This window comes from Nocardioides pymetrozini (assembly GCF_046058985.1).
Classification (GTDB): Bacteria; Actinomycetota; Actinomycetes; order Propionibacteriales; family Nocardioidaceae; genus Nocardioides.
The window spans coordinates 3,205,581-3,219,454 of sequence record NZ_CP175556.1; the positions used below are offsets into that span (position 1 = coordinate 3,205,581).

The 13,874-nt window shown below is 73.2% G+C and carries 17 protein-coding genes; 5 read left to right on the plus strand and 12 right to left on the minus strand.

Annotated features, from left to right (window positions below; translation table 11 throughout):
* Positions 1 to 18 precede the first annotated feature (18 nt).
* Both ACJ5H2_RS15685 and ACJ5H2_RS15690 read left to right on the plus strand, forming a co-directional pair.
* Positions 19 to 1,188: an LCP family protein gene (locus tag ACJ5H2_RS15685; RefSeq protein ID WP_408896352.1), complete on the plus strand. Its 1,170-nt coding sequence runs from the start codon at positions 19 to 21 to the stop codon at positions 1,186 to 1,188.
* 27 nt (positions 1,189 to 1,215) lie between these two features.
* Complete coding sequence (locus tag ACJ5H2_RS15690) at positions 1,216 to 2,079, plus strand: crotonase/enoyl-CoA hydratase family protein (protein WP_408896353.1); 864 nt, start codon at positions 1,216 to 1,218, stop codon at positions 2,077 to 2,079.
* An 8-nt stretch (positions 2,080 to 2,087) separates the two neighbouring features.
* On the opposite strand, the gene ACJ5H2_RS15695 is transcribed toward ACJ5H2_RS15690, so the two are convergent.
* Positions 2,088 to 2,231, minus strand: coding sequence for a DUF1059 domain-containing protein (locus ACJ5H2_RS15695; RefSeq protein ID WP_408896354.1), 144 nt, complete (start codon positions 2,229 to 2,231; stop codon positions 2,088 to 2,090).
* A 98-nt stretch (positions 2,232 to 2,329) separates the two neighbouring features.
* On the opposite strand from ACJ5H2_RS15695, the gene ACJ5H2_RS15700 reads away from it, so the two are divergent.
* Positions 2,330 to 3,613, plus strand: a complete 1,284-nt coding sequence (locus tag ACJ5H2_RS15700) for a glycoside hydrolase family 6 protein (RefSeq protein ID WP_408896355.1) — start codon at positions 2,330 to 2,332, stop codon at positions 3,611 to 3,613.
* 18 nt (positions 3,614 to 3,631) lie between these two features.
* Here the strand turns inward: ACJ5H2_RS15700 and ACJ5H2_RS15705 are convergent, their stop codons facing one another.
* The 4 genes from ACJ5H2_RS15705 to ACJ5H2_RS15720 all read right to left on the minus strand — a co-directional run bounded on the left by ACJ5H2_RS15705 (position 3,632) and on the right by ACJ5H2_RS15720 (position 6,979).
* Positions 3,632 to 4,204 carry an LPXTG cell wall anchor domain-containing protein gene (locus ACJ5H2_RS15705; protein ID WP_408896356.1) on the minus strand — a complete coding sequence of 191 codons (573 nt, stop codon included), beginning with the start codon at positions 4,202 to 4,204 and terminating at the stop codon, positions 3,632 to 3,634.
* Between the two features lie 80 nt (positions 4,205 to 4,284).
* Positions 4,285 to 5,049, minus strand: a complete 765-nt coding sequence (locus tag ACJ5H2_RS15710) for a class E sortase (protein WP_408896357.1) — start codon at positions 5,047 to 5,049, stop codon at positions 4,285 to 4,287.
* A 70-nt stretch (positions 5,050 to 5,119) separates the two neighbouring features.
* Positions 5,120 to 5,644, minus strand: coding sequence for a hypothetical protein (locus ACJ5H2_RS15715; RefSeq protein ID WP_408896358.1), 525 nt, complete (start codon positions 5,642 to 5,644; stop codon positions 5,120 to 5,122).
* 183 nt (positions 5,645 to 5,827) lie between these two features.
* Positions 5,828 to 6,979: an acyl-CoA dehydrogenase family protein gene (locus tag ACJ5H2_RS15720; protein ID WP_408899643.1), complete on the minus strand. Its 1,152-nt coding sequence runs from the start codon at positions 6,977 to 6,979 to the stop codon at positions 5,828 to 5,830.
* Positions 6,980 to 7,068: 89 nt separating this feature from the next.
* Here ACJ5H2_RS15720 and ACJ5H2_RS15725 point away from each other — a divergent pair, with 89 nt between their 5' ends.
* The gene (locus tag ACJ5H2_RS15725; RefSeq protein WP_408896359.1) at positions 7,069 to 7,731 is read left to right on the plus strand and encodes a TetR/AcrR family transcriptional regulator; all 663 of its coding nucleotides are present in this window, start codon (positions 7,069 to 7,071) and stop codon (positions 7,729 to 7,731) included.
* Positions 7,732 to 7,778: 47 nt separating this feature from the next.
* A complete protein-coding gene (locus ACJ5H2_RS15730; protein WP_408896360.1) occupies positions 7,779 to 8,198 on the plus strand; it encodes a CoA-binding protein in 420 nt (139 codons plus the stop codon).
* Between the two features lie 3 nt (positions 8,199 to 8,201).
* Here ACJ5H2_RS15730 and purE read toward each other — a convergent pair whose 3' ends face one another.
* From purE to ACJ5H2_RS15765, 7 genes are all read right to left on the minus strand, one after another.
* Positions 8,202 to 8,690, minus strand: coding sequence for a 5-(carboxyamino)imidazole ribonucleotide mutase (gene purE, locus ACJ5H2_RS15735; protein ID WP_408896361.1), 489 nt, complete (start codon positions 8,688 to 8,690; stop codon positions 8,202 to 8,204).
* 21 nt (positions 8,691 to 8,711) lie between these two features.
* Complete coding sequence (locus ACJ5H2_RS15740) at positions 8,712 to 9,890, minus strand: 5-(carboxyamino)imidazole ribonucleotide synthase (RefSeq protein ID WP_408896362.1); 1,179 nt, start codon at positions 9,888 to 9,890, stop codon at positions 8,712 to 8,714.
* Between the two features lie 28 nt (positions 9,891 to 9,918).
* Positions 9,919 to 10,242: a winged helix-turn-helix domain-containing protein gene (locus ACJ5H2_RS15745; RefSeq protein ID WP_408896363.1), complete on the minus strand. Its 324-nt coding sequence runs from the start codon at positions 10,240 to 10,242 to the stop codon at positions 9,919 to 9,921.
* Positions 10,243 to 10,356: 114 nt separating this feature from the next.
* The gene (locus tag ACJ5H2_RS15750) at positions 10,357 to 11,310 is read right to left on the minus strand and encodes an adenylate/guanylate cyclase domain-containing protein (RefSeq protein WP_408896364.1); all 954 of its coding nucleotides are present in this window, start codon (positions 11,308 to 11,310) and stop codon (positions 10,357 to 10,359) included.
* Entirely contained in the window at positions 11,303 to 11,824 is a 522-nt protein-coding gene (locus ACJ5H2_RS15755) for a PH domain-containing protein (RefSeq protein ID WP_408896365.1), read from the minus strand. Before ACJ5H2_RS15755 ends, ACJ5H2_RS15750 begins: the two co-directional genes overlap by 8 nt.
* Before the next feature lie 29 nt (positions 11,825 to 11,853).
* On the minus strand, positions 11,854 to 12,681 hold the full coding sequence (locus tag ACJ5H2_RS15760) for a biotin--[acetyl-CoA-carboxylase] ligase (RefSeq protein ID WP_408896366.1): 828 nt from the start codon (positions 12,679 to 12,681) through the stop codon (positions 11,854 to 11,856).
* A 61-nt stretch (positions 12,682 to 12,742) separates the two neighbouring features.
* On the minus strand, positions 12,743 to 13,858 hold the full coding sequence (locus ACJ5H2_RS15765) for an epoxide hydrolase family protein (RefSeq protein WP_408896367.1): 1,116 nt from the start codon (positions 13,856 to 13,858) through the stop codon (positions 12,743 to 12,745).
* Between the last annotated feature and the right edge of the window lie 16 nt (positions 13,859 to 13,874).

A 13,874-nucleotide genomic window follows, 5' to 3' on the forward strand; every position in this document is an offset into this window, starting at 1 on the left:
GACGGTAGCGTCTGGACCATGGCAGGGCGCGGCAACAAGTCGGGGGACGACGGAGACGGCTTCGACTGGGTCTACGGATCCGGCTCACCGGGCGGCTCCGACCCCGAGCCGACCCGCAGGATCCCGGTCCAGCGGCGTCCCCCCGCCGAGCCGTACGCCGGCCGTCCCGATCCTGTGGGACCACGTCCCGCGGGCCCACAGCCGCCCCCGCCCGCGCCTCCCCGCGGCGCCCGGCGCGGGCGCTGGTCCCGGCCGCGCACCTACCTGCGGCTGGTGCTCCTGGCCCTCGTGCTCTGGCTGGTCTACCTGGTGGCCGTGCCGCTCGTCGCGTGGAACCGCGTCGACAAGGTCGACTTCGAGCCCTCGGGCGACCGACCGGCCGAGCAGCCCGGCACGACCTACCTGCTGGTCGGCAGCGACTCGCGCGCGGGCCTGTCCCCTGCCGAGCGCAAGCGGCTGCACACCGGGGACGCGGAGTCGGAGCTGACCGACACGATCCTGCTCCTGCACACCGGCGACGGCCCGACCACCCTGGTGTCCATCCCGCGCGACTCGCCGCTGGACATCCCGGGCTTCGGCGTCGGCAAGGTCAACTCGGCGTACGCCAAGGGCGGCACGCCGCTGCTCGTCCAGACGCTGGAGAAGGCGACCGGCCTGCACGTCGACCAGTACGTCGAGATCGGCTTCGGCGGCCTGGTGGGCGTGGTCGACGCCGTCGGCGGCATCGAGATCTGCCCGAAGAAGCGGATCAAGGACAAGGACTCCGGGCTGAACGTGAAGAAGGGCTGCCAGGAGGTCGACGGCGCGACCGCGCTGGCCTACTCGCGGGCGCGCAAGCACAGCCCGATCTCGGACCTGGCGCGGGTCCAGCAGCAGCGCGAGGTCATCGCCGCGGTCGGCGACAAGGTGCTCTCCCCGTGGTCGGTGCTCAACCCGGTCCGCTGGTGGCGGCTCAACGGCTCGGTCCCGGACTTCTTCCGCTTCGGCGAGACCTCCGGTCCCGTGGACGCCGGGCGCTGGGCGCTCGCCATGACCAAGGTGGAGAAGTCGTGCACCGTTCCGGTCGCGCGGGCCGACACCACGTGGGACGCCGAGCGGGCGCGGCGGCTCTTCGGCAGGATCGCGGAGGACCGGACCGAGGAGATCACCAAGGATCTCTGCACGGCCACCGGCCTGGCCGACGACTAGCGCCCCCACGACTCCCCGGAGGACACCGTGTACGACACCCTGACCTGGCACGTCGACGACGACGGCATCGCCACGCTGACGCTGCACCGGCCCGACGCGCTCAACGCCTTCGACCTCACCATGGCGCGCGAGCTGCTCGAGGTCTTCACCAACGAGGCGCGGGAGGACGCGGTGCGCGCCGTGGTCGTGACCGGCGCCGGGCGGGCGTTCTGCGCCGGCATGGACCTCTCGGCCGAGGGCAACGTCTTCGGGCTCGACGAGAGCCTCTCCCCCACGCCCGAGGAGTTCCGCGCGGCCTACGACCAGCCGCCGTACGCCGACGGCGTCCGCGACACCGGCGGGAAGGTGACGCTGGCGATCCATGCCCTGCCGAAGCCGGTCATCGCGGCGATCAACGGGCCCGCGGTGGGCATCGGCGCGACGATGACCCTGGCCATGGACATCCGGCTGGCGTCGACGAAGGCGCGGATCGGCTTCGTCTTCGGCCGCCTCGGGATCGTGCCGGAGGCCTGCTCGTCGTGGTTCCTCCCACGCATCGTCGGGATCCAGCAGGCGCTGGAGTGGGTGTACTCCGCGGAGATCCTGACCGCCGACCAGGCACTCGCCGGTCGTCTGGTGCGCAGCCTGCACGAGCCCGACGACCTACTGCCGGCGGCCTACGACCTGGCGCGCTCGTTCGTCCGCGACCGCTCGCCGGTCGCGCTCGGGCTCGCCAAGCAGCTGCTCTACCGCAACAGCGCGGCCGCCGACCCCCTCGAGGCACACCTCAGCGACTCCCTCGCCATGTTCTGGACGTCGGTGGCCGACGGCAAGGAGGGCGTCGCGGCGTTCCTCGAGAAGCGCGCGCCCGCGTTCACCGGCAAGGCATCGCAGCTGCCCCGGATCGGATGACCCGCCGCTCACAGGGCCATGAACAGGATCTCCTCGCGGCTGTACTCCCGTCCGGGGTGCTCCGCCGCGAGGTGCTCCTGCACCTTCGCGACCAGCTCGTCGTCGGTGTCGGCGCGCAGGGTGGTGTCGCAGGGGCAGCGCAGCGAGGGCATGGGGACCTCCAGGGACCGGGCGGGAAACAGGAACAGGTTCCAGTCTAGGTCGCGCCGCGACTTCTGGGCGGACCCACGTCCGGGTTAGCCTCGCGGCGATGCCGACCAGCTCCTGCCGCCGTGCCCTCCGCCGTGCCCGCGCCCTCCTCCTGACCGCGACCGCGCTCCTGACGCTGGCCGCCTGCGGCGGCTCGGGCGAGCCGGCCGCGGAGCCGACGCCCGCGGCGTCGAGCAGCGAGGCCGTCGCGACGCCGACGCCGACCGCGCCGGCGGCCACGCCGACGCCGCCCGTCGCCCCGCCCAGCCCGACCCGGACCGCGCGGCCGTACCACCGCGACAAGGAGGTGTGGCAGCGCGCGCAGCCCGCCCACCAGCAGAACCCCCGCAACCCCCTCGCGGAGCGCCGGTGGGGCGTCTACCGGGGCCGGCTCGAGCACACCTGGAACGCCTACGAGGCGGCCGGCGGGGAGAGCAGGCAGCTGCTGGGCCGGATCGCGCTGCGCCCCAAGGCCCTGTGGCTCGGCACCTGGAGCGGCTCCCCCGAGCAGATCGGGTCCGTCGTCGAGGAGTACGTCGCGAACGCCTCGGGTGGCGACCGCAAGACCCTCGTCCAGCTCGCGATCTTCCGGATGGACCCGTGGGAGCACGCGGTGTGCGGCCGCACTCCGTCCCCGAGCGCCCAGGACGCCTACCGGCGCTGGATCTCCAACGCGGCGCGGGCGCTGGGTCGCCAGCACGCCGCCGTGGTCCTGCAGCCGGACCTGCCGTTCTGGTGGTGCTCGAACCGTGCGGTCACCAGCGCCCTCATCAAGCACGCGGTCCGCGCCTTCGCGGCGCAGCCGAACACCAGCGTCTACCTCGACGCCGGGGCCGCGGACTGGAGCAGCACGCCGCAGGTGGGGGTGCCGCGGGCGTCCCAGGCCGCCGACCTGCTGCTCGCCAACGGGATCGAGGACGCCCGCGGGTTCGCGCTCAACGCGACCCACTACGTCGGCACGGCCCAGAGCGTCGCCTACGGTGCCGAGCTGGTGCGGATCCTGCGCGAGCGCGGGGTGAAGGGCGTCCACTTCGTGGTCGACACCGCCCAGAACGGCAACGGCATGACCTGGCCCGAGGTGGACGCGGACGGCCGGGTCAACGACAACGCCCGGGTGTGCGGGTCGACCTCGGACCGCCGCGGCTGCGTGACCCTCGGCATCCCGCCGACCTCACGCGTCGGCGACCCGCGCTGGGGGCTCTCCGGCGAGACCGCCCGGGCCGCCAAGCGTCACGTCGACGGGTTCTTGTGGTTCAGCCGGCCCTGGCTGCACATGCAGGCCAACTGGCACGGCCCGCAGCGGGCCCTGGGGATGGCCCGCAGCACCACCTGGCCCGCTCCCTGAGCGGACCGTGGGGCAGGGTCAGGCGGCGGCTGCGACCCGCCGGCGGCCGAGGCTGATGCTGCCCGCGCCGGCGGCGACGAGGCCGGCGCCGAGCAGCAGCCACAGGAGGTCGGGGCCGCCCGTGTTGGGCAGCGCGCCACCGTTGTCGTCGCCGTCGTCACCGCCGGCGGCGGCGCCGATGCGGAAGCGGGTGCTGTCGGACGAGGGCAGGAAGAGCGCCGCGTCGTCGGGCGTGAGCGCCGCGCGGGCGAGATAGGAGCCCTTCGGCAGGCGGGGGCCGGTGACCCGGACCGGCTTGTCGACGAAGTGCACGGTCGTGGAGAAGACCGGCTTCGCGACGAGGGCCCGCGCGCCTCGAGCGGCGCTGCCGCTCGCGGAGACGGTCACGGCGATGTTGCCCGCCGGCGGCGTCGGGTAGTTGGCGCTCGCGCTGACCTCCAGCACGATCGGCTTGCCCGGCTCGGCGACGACCACCTTGATGTGCGTGGCGGTCGGGATCTTCACCGTGTAGCCGTCCGCCGTCGCCGGCGTCGACGGTACGACGGCGAACGCCACGGCGAGCGCGCAGAGCGCGGCCATCTTCTTGAGCACGTGTCCTCCTTGAACTTCCCCATGCAACGACCCGGCGTCCAAGGTGACGGGCAGTGCGTAGCCCCCACCCTAGTGGGTGCTCAGCCCGAGGGGACCGACGACTCCACCAAATGGCCGAAGACGACCGAGCGGTTGTCGGTGTGGAAGATCTCCGAGCAGGTCAGCAGCGTGATCAGCTGGTTGCCGACGCCGTCGGGCGGCTGGGTGCCGCCGTTCGGGTTCACCGGCCTCTCGTCGAGGACCCAGGTCTGGGTGAACGGGATGATCAGGTCCTCCCCGCCGGTGTCGAGCACGTAGGTGTAGGTCGCGGTCCGGGTCTCCACGACGACCTCGTCGCCCGGCTCGAGGGTCGGCAGCTCGGCGAAGGGCTCGCCATGGGTCACGCGGTGCCCGGCGAGCACGTAGTTGCCCACGCCGCCGGCCTCGGTGTCCTCCATGTGCCCCACCCCGGACGCGAGGACCGTGTCGCTCGCGCCCTCGAGCACGGGGACGGCGAAGTCCTTGCCGAACTTGGGGATGTGCAGGATCGCCGTCGCGTTGCCGAAGTCGGTGCGGACGACGTCCTGGCCGTCGCCCCAGCCCGATGCCAGCGCCCGGCGGACATCGCCCTGGCGCTGCTGCGACTGCCAGTTGGTGCCCCAGAACTGCCACGCCACCCAGCCCAGCACGGCGAGGCCCGCGGCGATCAGGCCGCAGCCCATCCAGAAGGAGACCCGCCTGCGGGTGCCGGTCCGCGACGAGCCGGACGGGCCGGAGGGGTCGCCTGCGGGGCGCGTGCGGCGCCGGCGTACCCGCCGGGGCGCGGCGTCCTGCTCGGAGTCGCCGGGCAGATCGGTCTGGGTCATGGGGATCCCTCCTCGGCGGGGCGTCGCGTCGGATGGCCCCACCCCATCCAACGCGATGCGGAGCCGGGTGTCACGCCCGGCGACGGCTCCGTTCGAGGAGTCCGCCACCGGTCACGACGAGCCCGATCCCGGCGAGGAGGAGGCCCAGGTGCGGACCGCCCGTGTTGGGCAGCCCCCCGGCACCACCACCCGCGCCGCCGCCCTGGGCGCCGACCTGGAACCTCACACTGTCCCGGCAGCCCGTGAACCGCGTCGGGTCGTCGGGCACGAAGGTCGCGCTCGCCCGGTGCTCACCACGACCCACCCGCGGGCCGAGGACCTCGACCGGCGCACCGTCGTAGCGCACCTTCTTCGAGAACGACTCGTCGACCTCGACCGTCACCGTCCCCGTCGGCTGCACGCTGCCCGCCGCCGTCACCCGGACCCGGACCACCACCCGCTCGCCCGCCAGCGTCGTCGGCACGTCCACCCGGCAGGTCGTCGGCACCGCGGGCGTGTAGGGGTCGGCGAGGGCCGGCGCCGCGACGCCCGCGAGGGCGAGCAGGAACGTGGCAAGTGCCGCGACGGCACTGCCTAGGACCAGGTAACGACGCATCGGACCCCATCTCCCGCACGGTCAACGCCACGCTCCGCCGGCGGTGGACCGGCGGATCTCCTGGTCAAACGCTCGCTCCGTGAGAAGAGTTACGGGCCGGACGCGGAAACTTTGGGCGTTGGACGTGACACGCGGTCACAGGTTCTGGTACCAGGCTTTGGAGAGCCATCGCCGCTCTGCCGGTCAGAGGGTGCTCTGCACCCCCGCCAGCAGCTGCCGGGCCATCACGATCCTCTGCACCTGGTTGGTGCCCTCGTAGATCTGGGTGATCTTGGCGTCGCGCATCATCCGCTCGACCGGGTAGTCGCGGGTGTAGCCGTAGCCGCCCAGCACCTGGACCGCGTTGGTCGTGACCTCCATGGCCACGTCGGAGGCGAAGCACTTGGCCGCCGCGCCGAAGAAGGTGAGATCGCTGTCGCCACGCTCGGACCGGCCCGCGGCCGCGTAGGTCAGCTGGCGGGCGGCCTCGACCTTCATGCCCATGTCGGCGAGGAGGAACTGCAGGCCCTGGAAGTCCGCGATCGCCTTGCCGAACTGCTGCCGCTCCTGGGCGTAGCCGAGGGCGTAGTCGAGGGCCCCCTGCGCGACGCCGACGGCCTGGGCTGCGATGGTGACCCGGGTGTGGTCGAGGGTGCGCATGGCGTACTCGAAGCCCTTCCCCTCCTCGCCGATGATCCGGTCGCCGGGGATCCGGACGTTGTCGAAGTACACCTCGCGGGTGGGCGAGCCCTTGATGCCGAGCTTCTTCTCCGGGGCCCCGAAGGACACACCGGGGTCGCCCTTCTCCACGACGAAGGCCGAGATGCCCTTCGACCGGGCGTCGGGGTCGGTCGTCGCGAGGACGGTGTAGAACTCCGACTCCCCCGCGTTGGAGATCCAGCGCTTGGTGCCGTTGAGGACCCACGCATCGCCGTCGCGGACGGCGCGAGTCCGCTGGTTGGCGGCGTCCGAGCCGGCGTCCGGCTCGGAGAGGCAGTACGAGAAGCCCTCGCCGGCCGCGAGCCGGCCGAGGTACTTGGCCTTCAGCTCCTCCGAGCCGCCGATCATCACCGGAAGCGAGCCGAGCTTGTTGACGGCGGGGATGAGGGAGGCGGAGACGTCGGCGCGCGCGATCTCCTCGATCACCAGGACGGTGGCGAGCGCGTCGGCGCCCGCGCCGCCGTACTGCTCGGGCACGTGGGGTGCGTGGAAGTCCGCGGCCCGGAGTGCCTCGGCCGCCTCGCGGGGGTAGCGGGCCTCCTCGTCGACCTCGGCGGCGTAGGGAGCGACCTTGGCGTCGCAGATCGCGCGCACGGCCTCGCGGATGGCCTGGTGCTCCTCGGACAGGGCGTACATCGGGTGGTCGCTCACGACGGCTCTCCTGGACTCGTTGGTACTCAGTACCATAGTCGCGGGACTGCGTCCCGTCGAGTTAGGGTCGCTCCGTGCCGACCCCCCGCGCCCGCCTCGTCACCGCCGCCTTCGAGCTGTTCGCGGGCCAGGGGTACGACGCCACGACGGTCGACGACATCGCGGCGCGGGCCGAGACCGGGCGCAGCACCTTCTTCCGTCACTTCGCCACCAAGGACGACGTCGTCCTGCCTGACCACGAGGCGCTGCTGCGCCGGGTCGACGAGCGCCTGGCCACCACCTCGGCCGCGGGGCGCGAGGTCGCCCTGCGCGAGGCCGCCGGGATCGTGCTCGACCACTACCTCGCCGAGGGCGAGACGGCCCGGCTCCGCTACCGCCTCGCCAGCTCCGTCCCCGCGATCCGGGACCGGGAGATCGCGAGCGTCCAGCGCTACGTGCGGCTCTTCGCACGCCACGTCCACGGCTGGCTCGACACCGAGCCGGACGGCCCGCTGCGGGCCGAGCTGGTCGCGTCGTCAGTCGTGATCGCCCACAACCACGTCCTGCGCCAGTGGCTGCGCGGCGACGTCGACGACGCGGCGAGAGCGGAGGCGCTCGTCGACCGGGCCCTCGGCCATGCCCTCGCCGTCCTGCGGGGCCCGGTCCCGGAGGGGCCGCCGACGGTCGTGATCACAGGCGGCGAGCGCGATGTCGAGCAGGTCGTCCGCGAGGTGCGGGCGGCCCTCACCCGGCGCTGACCGGGAGCGCCGGGGAAGAACCGCCGCCCCCGCGGCCTTGGGACACCATGAGCACTCCTGCGCACCTGGACCCCGCCGTCATCGACCGGATGCTCGACGACACCACCACCTGGGCGATCGTCGGCCTGTCCGGCAACCCGGCGCGGACGGCGTACGAGATCGCCGCGCTGCTGCAGCGACGTGGCAAGAGGATCGTGCCGATCCATCCCTCCGCGCCCACCGTGCTCGGCGAGCAGGGCTACGCCACGCTCGCCGACGTGCCCTTCCCTATCGACGTCGTGGACGTCTTCCGCCGCTCCGAGGACGCCGGCCGGTTCGCGGACGAGGCGGTCGCGGTCGGCGCCGGCGGCGTCTGGTTCCAGCTCGGCGTCCGCGACGACGCGGCGTTCGAGCGGACCCGGGCCGCGGGCGTGCCGATGGTCATGGACACCTGCCCGGCGATCGAATGGCGCCGACGCGGCGCCTGAGCCCTACTGGTCGCGGACCACGGCGCCCTTCGCCTCGGCGGCGGCCTTCAGCTCGGCCTGGAAGTCCCGCATCTGCTTCTGCAGCGCGGGGTCCGTGGCCGCGAGGATCCGTACGGCGAGCAGGCCGGCGTTGCGCGCCCCGCCGATCGCCACCGTCGCGACCGGCACGCCGGCCGGCATCTGCACGATCGACAGCAGCGAGTCCATGCCGTCGAGGTACTTCAGCGGCACGGGCACCCCGATCACCGGCAGCGGCGTCACCGCGGCGAGCATGCCGGGCAGGTGGGCGGCGCCCCCGGCGCCGGCGATGATCACGCTCAGGCCGCGGCTCGCGGCGTCCTGGCCGTAGGCCAGCATCTCTGCCGGCATCCGATGGGCGGAGACGACGTCGGCCTCGTAGGAGATCCCGAACTCCTGGAGCGCCTCGGCGGCGGCCTTCATCACCGGCCAGTCGGAGTCCGAGCCCATCACGATGCCCACGCGCGCAGTCATGGGCGCGAGCCTAGGGGGTTGCTACTCGCTCTCGTTGCCGAGGTCGCCGCGGAACCAGGCGGCGGCGTGGCGGGCGCGCTCGAGGCAGTCCTCGAGATCGTCGCCGTAGACGTTGACGTGGCCGACCTTGCGGCCGGGCCGCAGCTCCTTCCCGTACAGGTGCACCCGCAGCCGCGGGTCCCGGGCGAGGGCGTGCGGGTAGCCGTCGTACAGGCGGCCGACGTCGGGGTCGTCGCCGCCGAGGATGTTGACCATGACCGTCCAGCGCGCCCGCGGCGCGGGCGAGCCCAGCGGCAGGTCGAGCGCCGCACGCAGGTGGTTCTCGAACTGGCTCGTGACGGCACCGTCCTGGGTCCAGTGACCGGTGTTGTGGGGGCGCATGGCCAGCTCGTTGACGAGCACCCGGCTGCTTCCGTCCGCGGCGACCTCCTCGAAGAGCTCCACGGCGAGGATGCCGGTGACGCCGAGCTCACCGGCGATGCGCAGCGCGAGCTCCTGCGCGGCGGCCGCGAGCGCGGGGTCGAGGTCGGGCGCGGGCGCGACCACCTCGCGGCACACGCCGTCGACCTGGAGCGTCGCGACGACCGGGTACGCCGCCGCCTGGCCGCTCGGGGCGCGCGCGACGAGCGCGGACAGCTCGCGGCGGAAGTCGACGAGCTCCTCGGCCAGCAGCCGGACCCCGCTCGCCCGCGCCGCGGCCAGCGGCTCGGCCGCGTCCTGGAGGCTCCGGACCATCCACACGCCCTTGCCGTCGTACCCGCCGCGCGCGACCTTGAGGACGCACGGCAGGCCGAACTCCTCGACCTCGGCCTCGGAGGAGACGACCGCCCATCGCGGCTGCGGGGCGTCGAGGCGGGCCATCGCCTCCCGCATGACCACCTTGTCCTGGGCGTGGACCAGGGCCTCGGGTCCGGGGTGCGCGACGACGCCGTCAGCGGCGAGGGCGCGCAGGTGCTCGGTCGGCACATGCTCGTGGTCGAAGGTGACGACCGAGCAGCCGTCGGTGACGGCCCGCAGCGTGTCCAGGTCGCGGTAGTCGCCGACCATCTGGTCGGGGATCACCTGTGCGGCGGAGACGCCCTCGGCCTCGGCGAGCAGGCGGAGCGGTACGCCGAGGGCGACCGCCGGAGGAGCCATCATCCGGGCGAGCTGACCGCCGCCGATCACGGCGATCCGGGGCGCAGGTTCGGTCGTCGACACGGCCGAAACCCTACGCACTGCGCGGGCGCTACGCCGAGCCGGCCTCCGCCGCCGCCGCGAGCTCGAAGCGCAGGCCCTGCCCGCGGATCGTGGTGATCAGCCGGGGCTGGCGGGTGTCGTCCCCGAGTTTGCGCCGCACCCACCCCAGGTGGACGTCGATCGTCTTCGACGACGTCCAGAAGGTCACGCCCCACACGTCACGCATCAGCTCCTCGCGCGTGACGACCGACCCGGCTCGCGCGATGAGCGCATGGACCAGGTCGAACTCCTTGCGGGACAACAGGATCTCGCGGTCCCCACGCCACGCGCGCCGGGTCGACGGGTCGACCCTGACGTCCTGCACCTCGATCACATGGGTCAAGGTAGGGACGAGCGGGCCCCCGCGAACGGGGAATGACGAGAATTTTGCCTTGAGAGGGCCCGCCAGAAATGGCCTCTGACCAGCCCGTTCGTCCGCCTGAGGAGGTCAGGCTCGCCTCACCGCGACCGGCTCGACGACGCCGAACCCGCGCACCGGCCGGGCGGGAAGCGGACGCGCGTCGACCTGGTCGGCCGGCAGCAGGCCGGCCGTCTCGTGGTCCACGATGATCCGGTTGCGGCGGGCCACCTGGGTCAGCCGGGCGGCCAGGTTGACCGGCGGCCCGAACACGTCGCCCATCCGCAGGACCACGCCCCCGGTGGCCAGGCCGACCCGCACGTCGGGCATCCGCGGGTCGCGTCCGATCACGTTGATGATCCCCTCGGCGGTGGTGAAGGCCGCCATCGGGTCGTCGTTCACGAAGAGGACGGCGTCTCCCATGCTCTTGATCAGCCGGCCCTGCTCGCGGGCGATGACGTCGCCGCAGCGGGCCTCGAAGACCTCGACCAGCTCGCCGATCCGCTCGCGGGAGACCTCGTTGGACAGCGCGGTGAAGCCGACGATGTCGGCGAAGCCGACGCTGAGGTCGGTCATGTGCGGGTCGTCGTCGAGGGCGCGCACGGCCTCCATCCGCTCGATCGCGGCGGCGAGATGGCGGCGCCACGCATAGACGAGCAGCTCCTCGAAGCCGGCGCCGAGGCGCGCGCGGACCTGGGCTCCGGGGTCCTCCACCTGCTCGCCCTCGGGGACGCCGTCGGCGACGTGCTGCACCAGCTCGCCGACCTCCCAGTCGGCCAGGCGCGCCATGGTGATGCCGATCCCCCGCGTCACGTTGAGCGCGACGTCGAGGTCCACCGGCTCCTCCCCCGGGCTCTGGGCGAGGATCCGCATCGCCGCCACGTCGGCGCCCGAGTACGCCGGGGCGTCCCCGTGCTCGGCGAAGCCGAGGGTGCGGAACAGGCGCCGGGTGTAGTCGAGCGGCAGGCCGGCCTGCTCGGCCACCTCCGCGGCGGTGAGCTGCCCGTCCTCCGCCGGCGCGGGCCCGGGGCCGGAGTCAGACACCTTCGTCCCGGCGGGGCGCCGGGCCACCGTGCAGACCGTGGAGCAGCTCGTTGAGCTGGCGCTGGGTCGCCTCGACGTGGGGGATGTCGTTGAGCCGGACCATGCCGAAGGTGGAGGCGTCCGCGATCAGCAGGCTGCCGCAGCCGAAGGGCCGGTCCAGCAGGTTGATCTCGATCGAGATGTCGCTGACCCGGGCCAGCGGGATGTCGTGGCCGCGGCGCGTGATGATGCCGTTGCGCGTGATCAGCCGGCGGTCGGTGAACGCGTGCACCGTCGTGAGCCAGACGAGGAACGGGCGCACCGCGAACCACAGGATGCCGAGGACGACCAGCACCCACACGATCAGGGTGAGCACCTCCTCGAACCCGTCGCCGTCGAGCTGCGCCTGCGCGAACACGCCGATCGCGAGCAGCACCACGAGCGCGAGGAGCGGGGCGAACAGTGCCTTGGGATGCTGCCGGGTGCTCACGACCAGGCGCTCGCCGGGGTTGAGCAGCTTCTTCGAGATGGCCACCGACCGATCATCCCACCTAAGCGGACGGATCAGGCCGAGGTGGGACGGACGTGGATGACGTCGCCGGCTCCCACCCGCTCGGTCCCGTCGGCGGTCTGCACCACCAGGCGGCCGTCGTCGTCGATGTCGCTCGCGCGGCCGACCAGCTCCCCACCGCCCGGCAGCTCCACCCGGACGTCACGTCCGAGCGTCGCGCAGTGGCCACGGTACGACGTGGCGAGGCGCGCCGTGCCCTGGTCGCCGCCGGCCTGCCAGACGTCGTACCCCTCGCGCACGGCGGCGACCACCCCGAGCAGCACCGACGTCCGGTCGGGCGCCTCGGGGCCGGCCACGGCGAGGCTGGTCGCGGTGGGGACCGGCAGCTCCTCGGCCGTCATCGCGACGTTGATCCCGACGCCGACGATCGCGGCGGGACCGGTGGGCGTCTCCACCCGCTCGACGAGGATGCCGGCGACCTTGCGGTCATCGGCGAGGAGGACGTCGTTGGGCCACTTGACCGACGCCTCGTAGCCGAAGGCGGTGATCGCCTTGGCGACGTTGTGGCCGACCAGGAGGGGCAGCCACGGCCAGGCCGTCGGCGGCACCGTCGGCCGCAGCACGAGCGAGAAGGTCACGGCCGTCCCGGGCGGCGTCTGCCAGGTGCGGTCGAGGCGGCCGCGGCCCGACGACTGGTGGTCCGCGACGACCACCAGGCCCTCGTGCGCCCCGGCGCGGGCGCGCTCGGCCGCCACCTCGTTCGTCGAGGGGGCCTCGGCCAGCAGCTCGAAGGAGAGGTCGGGGGCCTGGTCGAACGCGCCGGCCAGCCGGTCGCCGTCCAGGGGTCCACGGGTGGGGGTCGGGGTGGCTCCGGAAGTCACGGGCTCTACCTTGGCGCAGCCGGCCCCCGGACGAAAGCCCGGGGTGCCGGCACGGGCGCACTCAGGCGAAGAACGCCCGGAGGTCGGCCACCACGTCGGCCGGGACCTCCATCGCGGCGAAGTGGCCGCCGCGCTCGTGCTCCGACCAGTAGGCGATGTTCGCGTTGTCGCGCTCGGCGAGCGATCGGATGGTCTGGAAGTCGTCCCGGAACACGGCCACCCCGATCCGGCCGGTGCTCACCACCGGCTCGGTGCCCGAGCGCTGCTCCTCGTAGTAGTACTGCGCGGCCGAGCCGTAGCTGTTCGTCAGCCAGTAGAGCGTCGCCTGGGCGAGGACCTGCTCCGGGGTGACCAGGCTGGTGCCGTTGCCGAAGCTCTCGAGCAGCTCGCTGTAGGCCAGCACGGCGACGGGCGAGTCGGCCAGCCCGGCGGCGATGGTCTGCGGGCGACTCGCGTTCATCTGGTTGTAGCCGCCGACGGACTGGAACCACTGCATGTGCTCGAGCGCGGCGTACTCCTTCGGCCCGAAGTCGGCGAACTCCGCCGGGTCCCCGGAGGGGAAGGAGAACAGCTGCAGCACGTGCGCGCCGCGGAAGCCCTCGGGGTCCGCGACCGCGAGCTCGCGCCCCACCATGGCACCCATGTCGCTGCCGTGGACGCCGTACGCGTCGTAGCAGAGCCGCCGCATCAGGGTGTCGTACGCCGTGGCGACCCGCGCCGTCGTCCAGCCGGCGGAGGCCAGCGGGGTCGACCAGCCGAAGCCCGGCATCGACGGGATCACGAGGTGGAACGCCTGCGCGGCCGTCCCACCGTGGGCCTCGGGGTCGACGAGCGGCTCGATCATGTCGAGGAAGTCGAGCTGGGAACCCGGGTAGGTGTGGGCGAGGAGCAGCGGCGTGGCCTCGGCGTGCCGCGAGCGCACGTGCAGGAAGTGGATGCGCTGGCCCTCGATCTCGGTCACGAAGCCGTCGTAGGCGTTGAGCCGGGCCTCGACCGCGCGCCAGTCGAAGGAGCTCCAGCGCTCGACCATCGCGCGGAGGTAGGACGCCGGGGTGCCGCGGTCCCAGGAGTCGCCGGGCGCCGCCGGTGCGAAGCGGGTCCGGGCCAGGCGCTCGCGCAGGTCGTCCAGGTCGGCCTGCGGCACGTCGATGACGAAGGGGGTGATCTGCTCGCTCATGGTGCTGCCTCTCGGT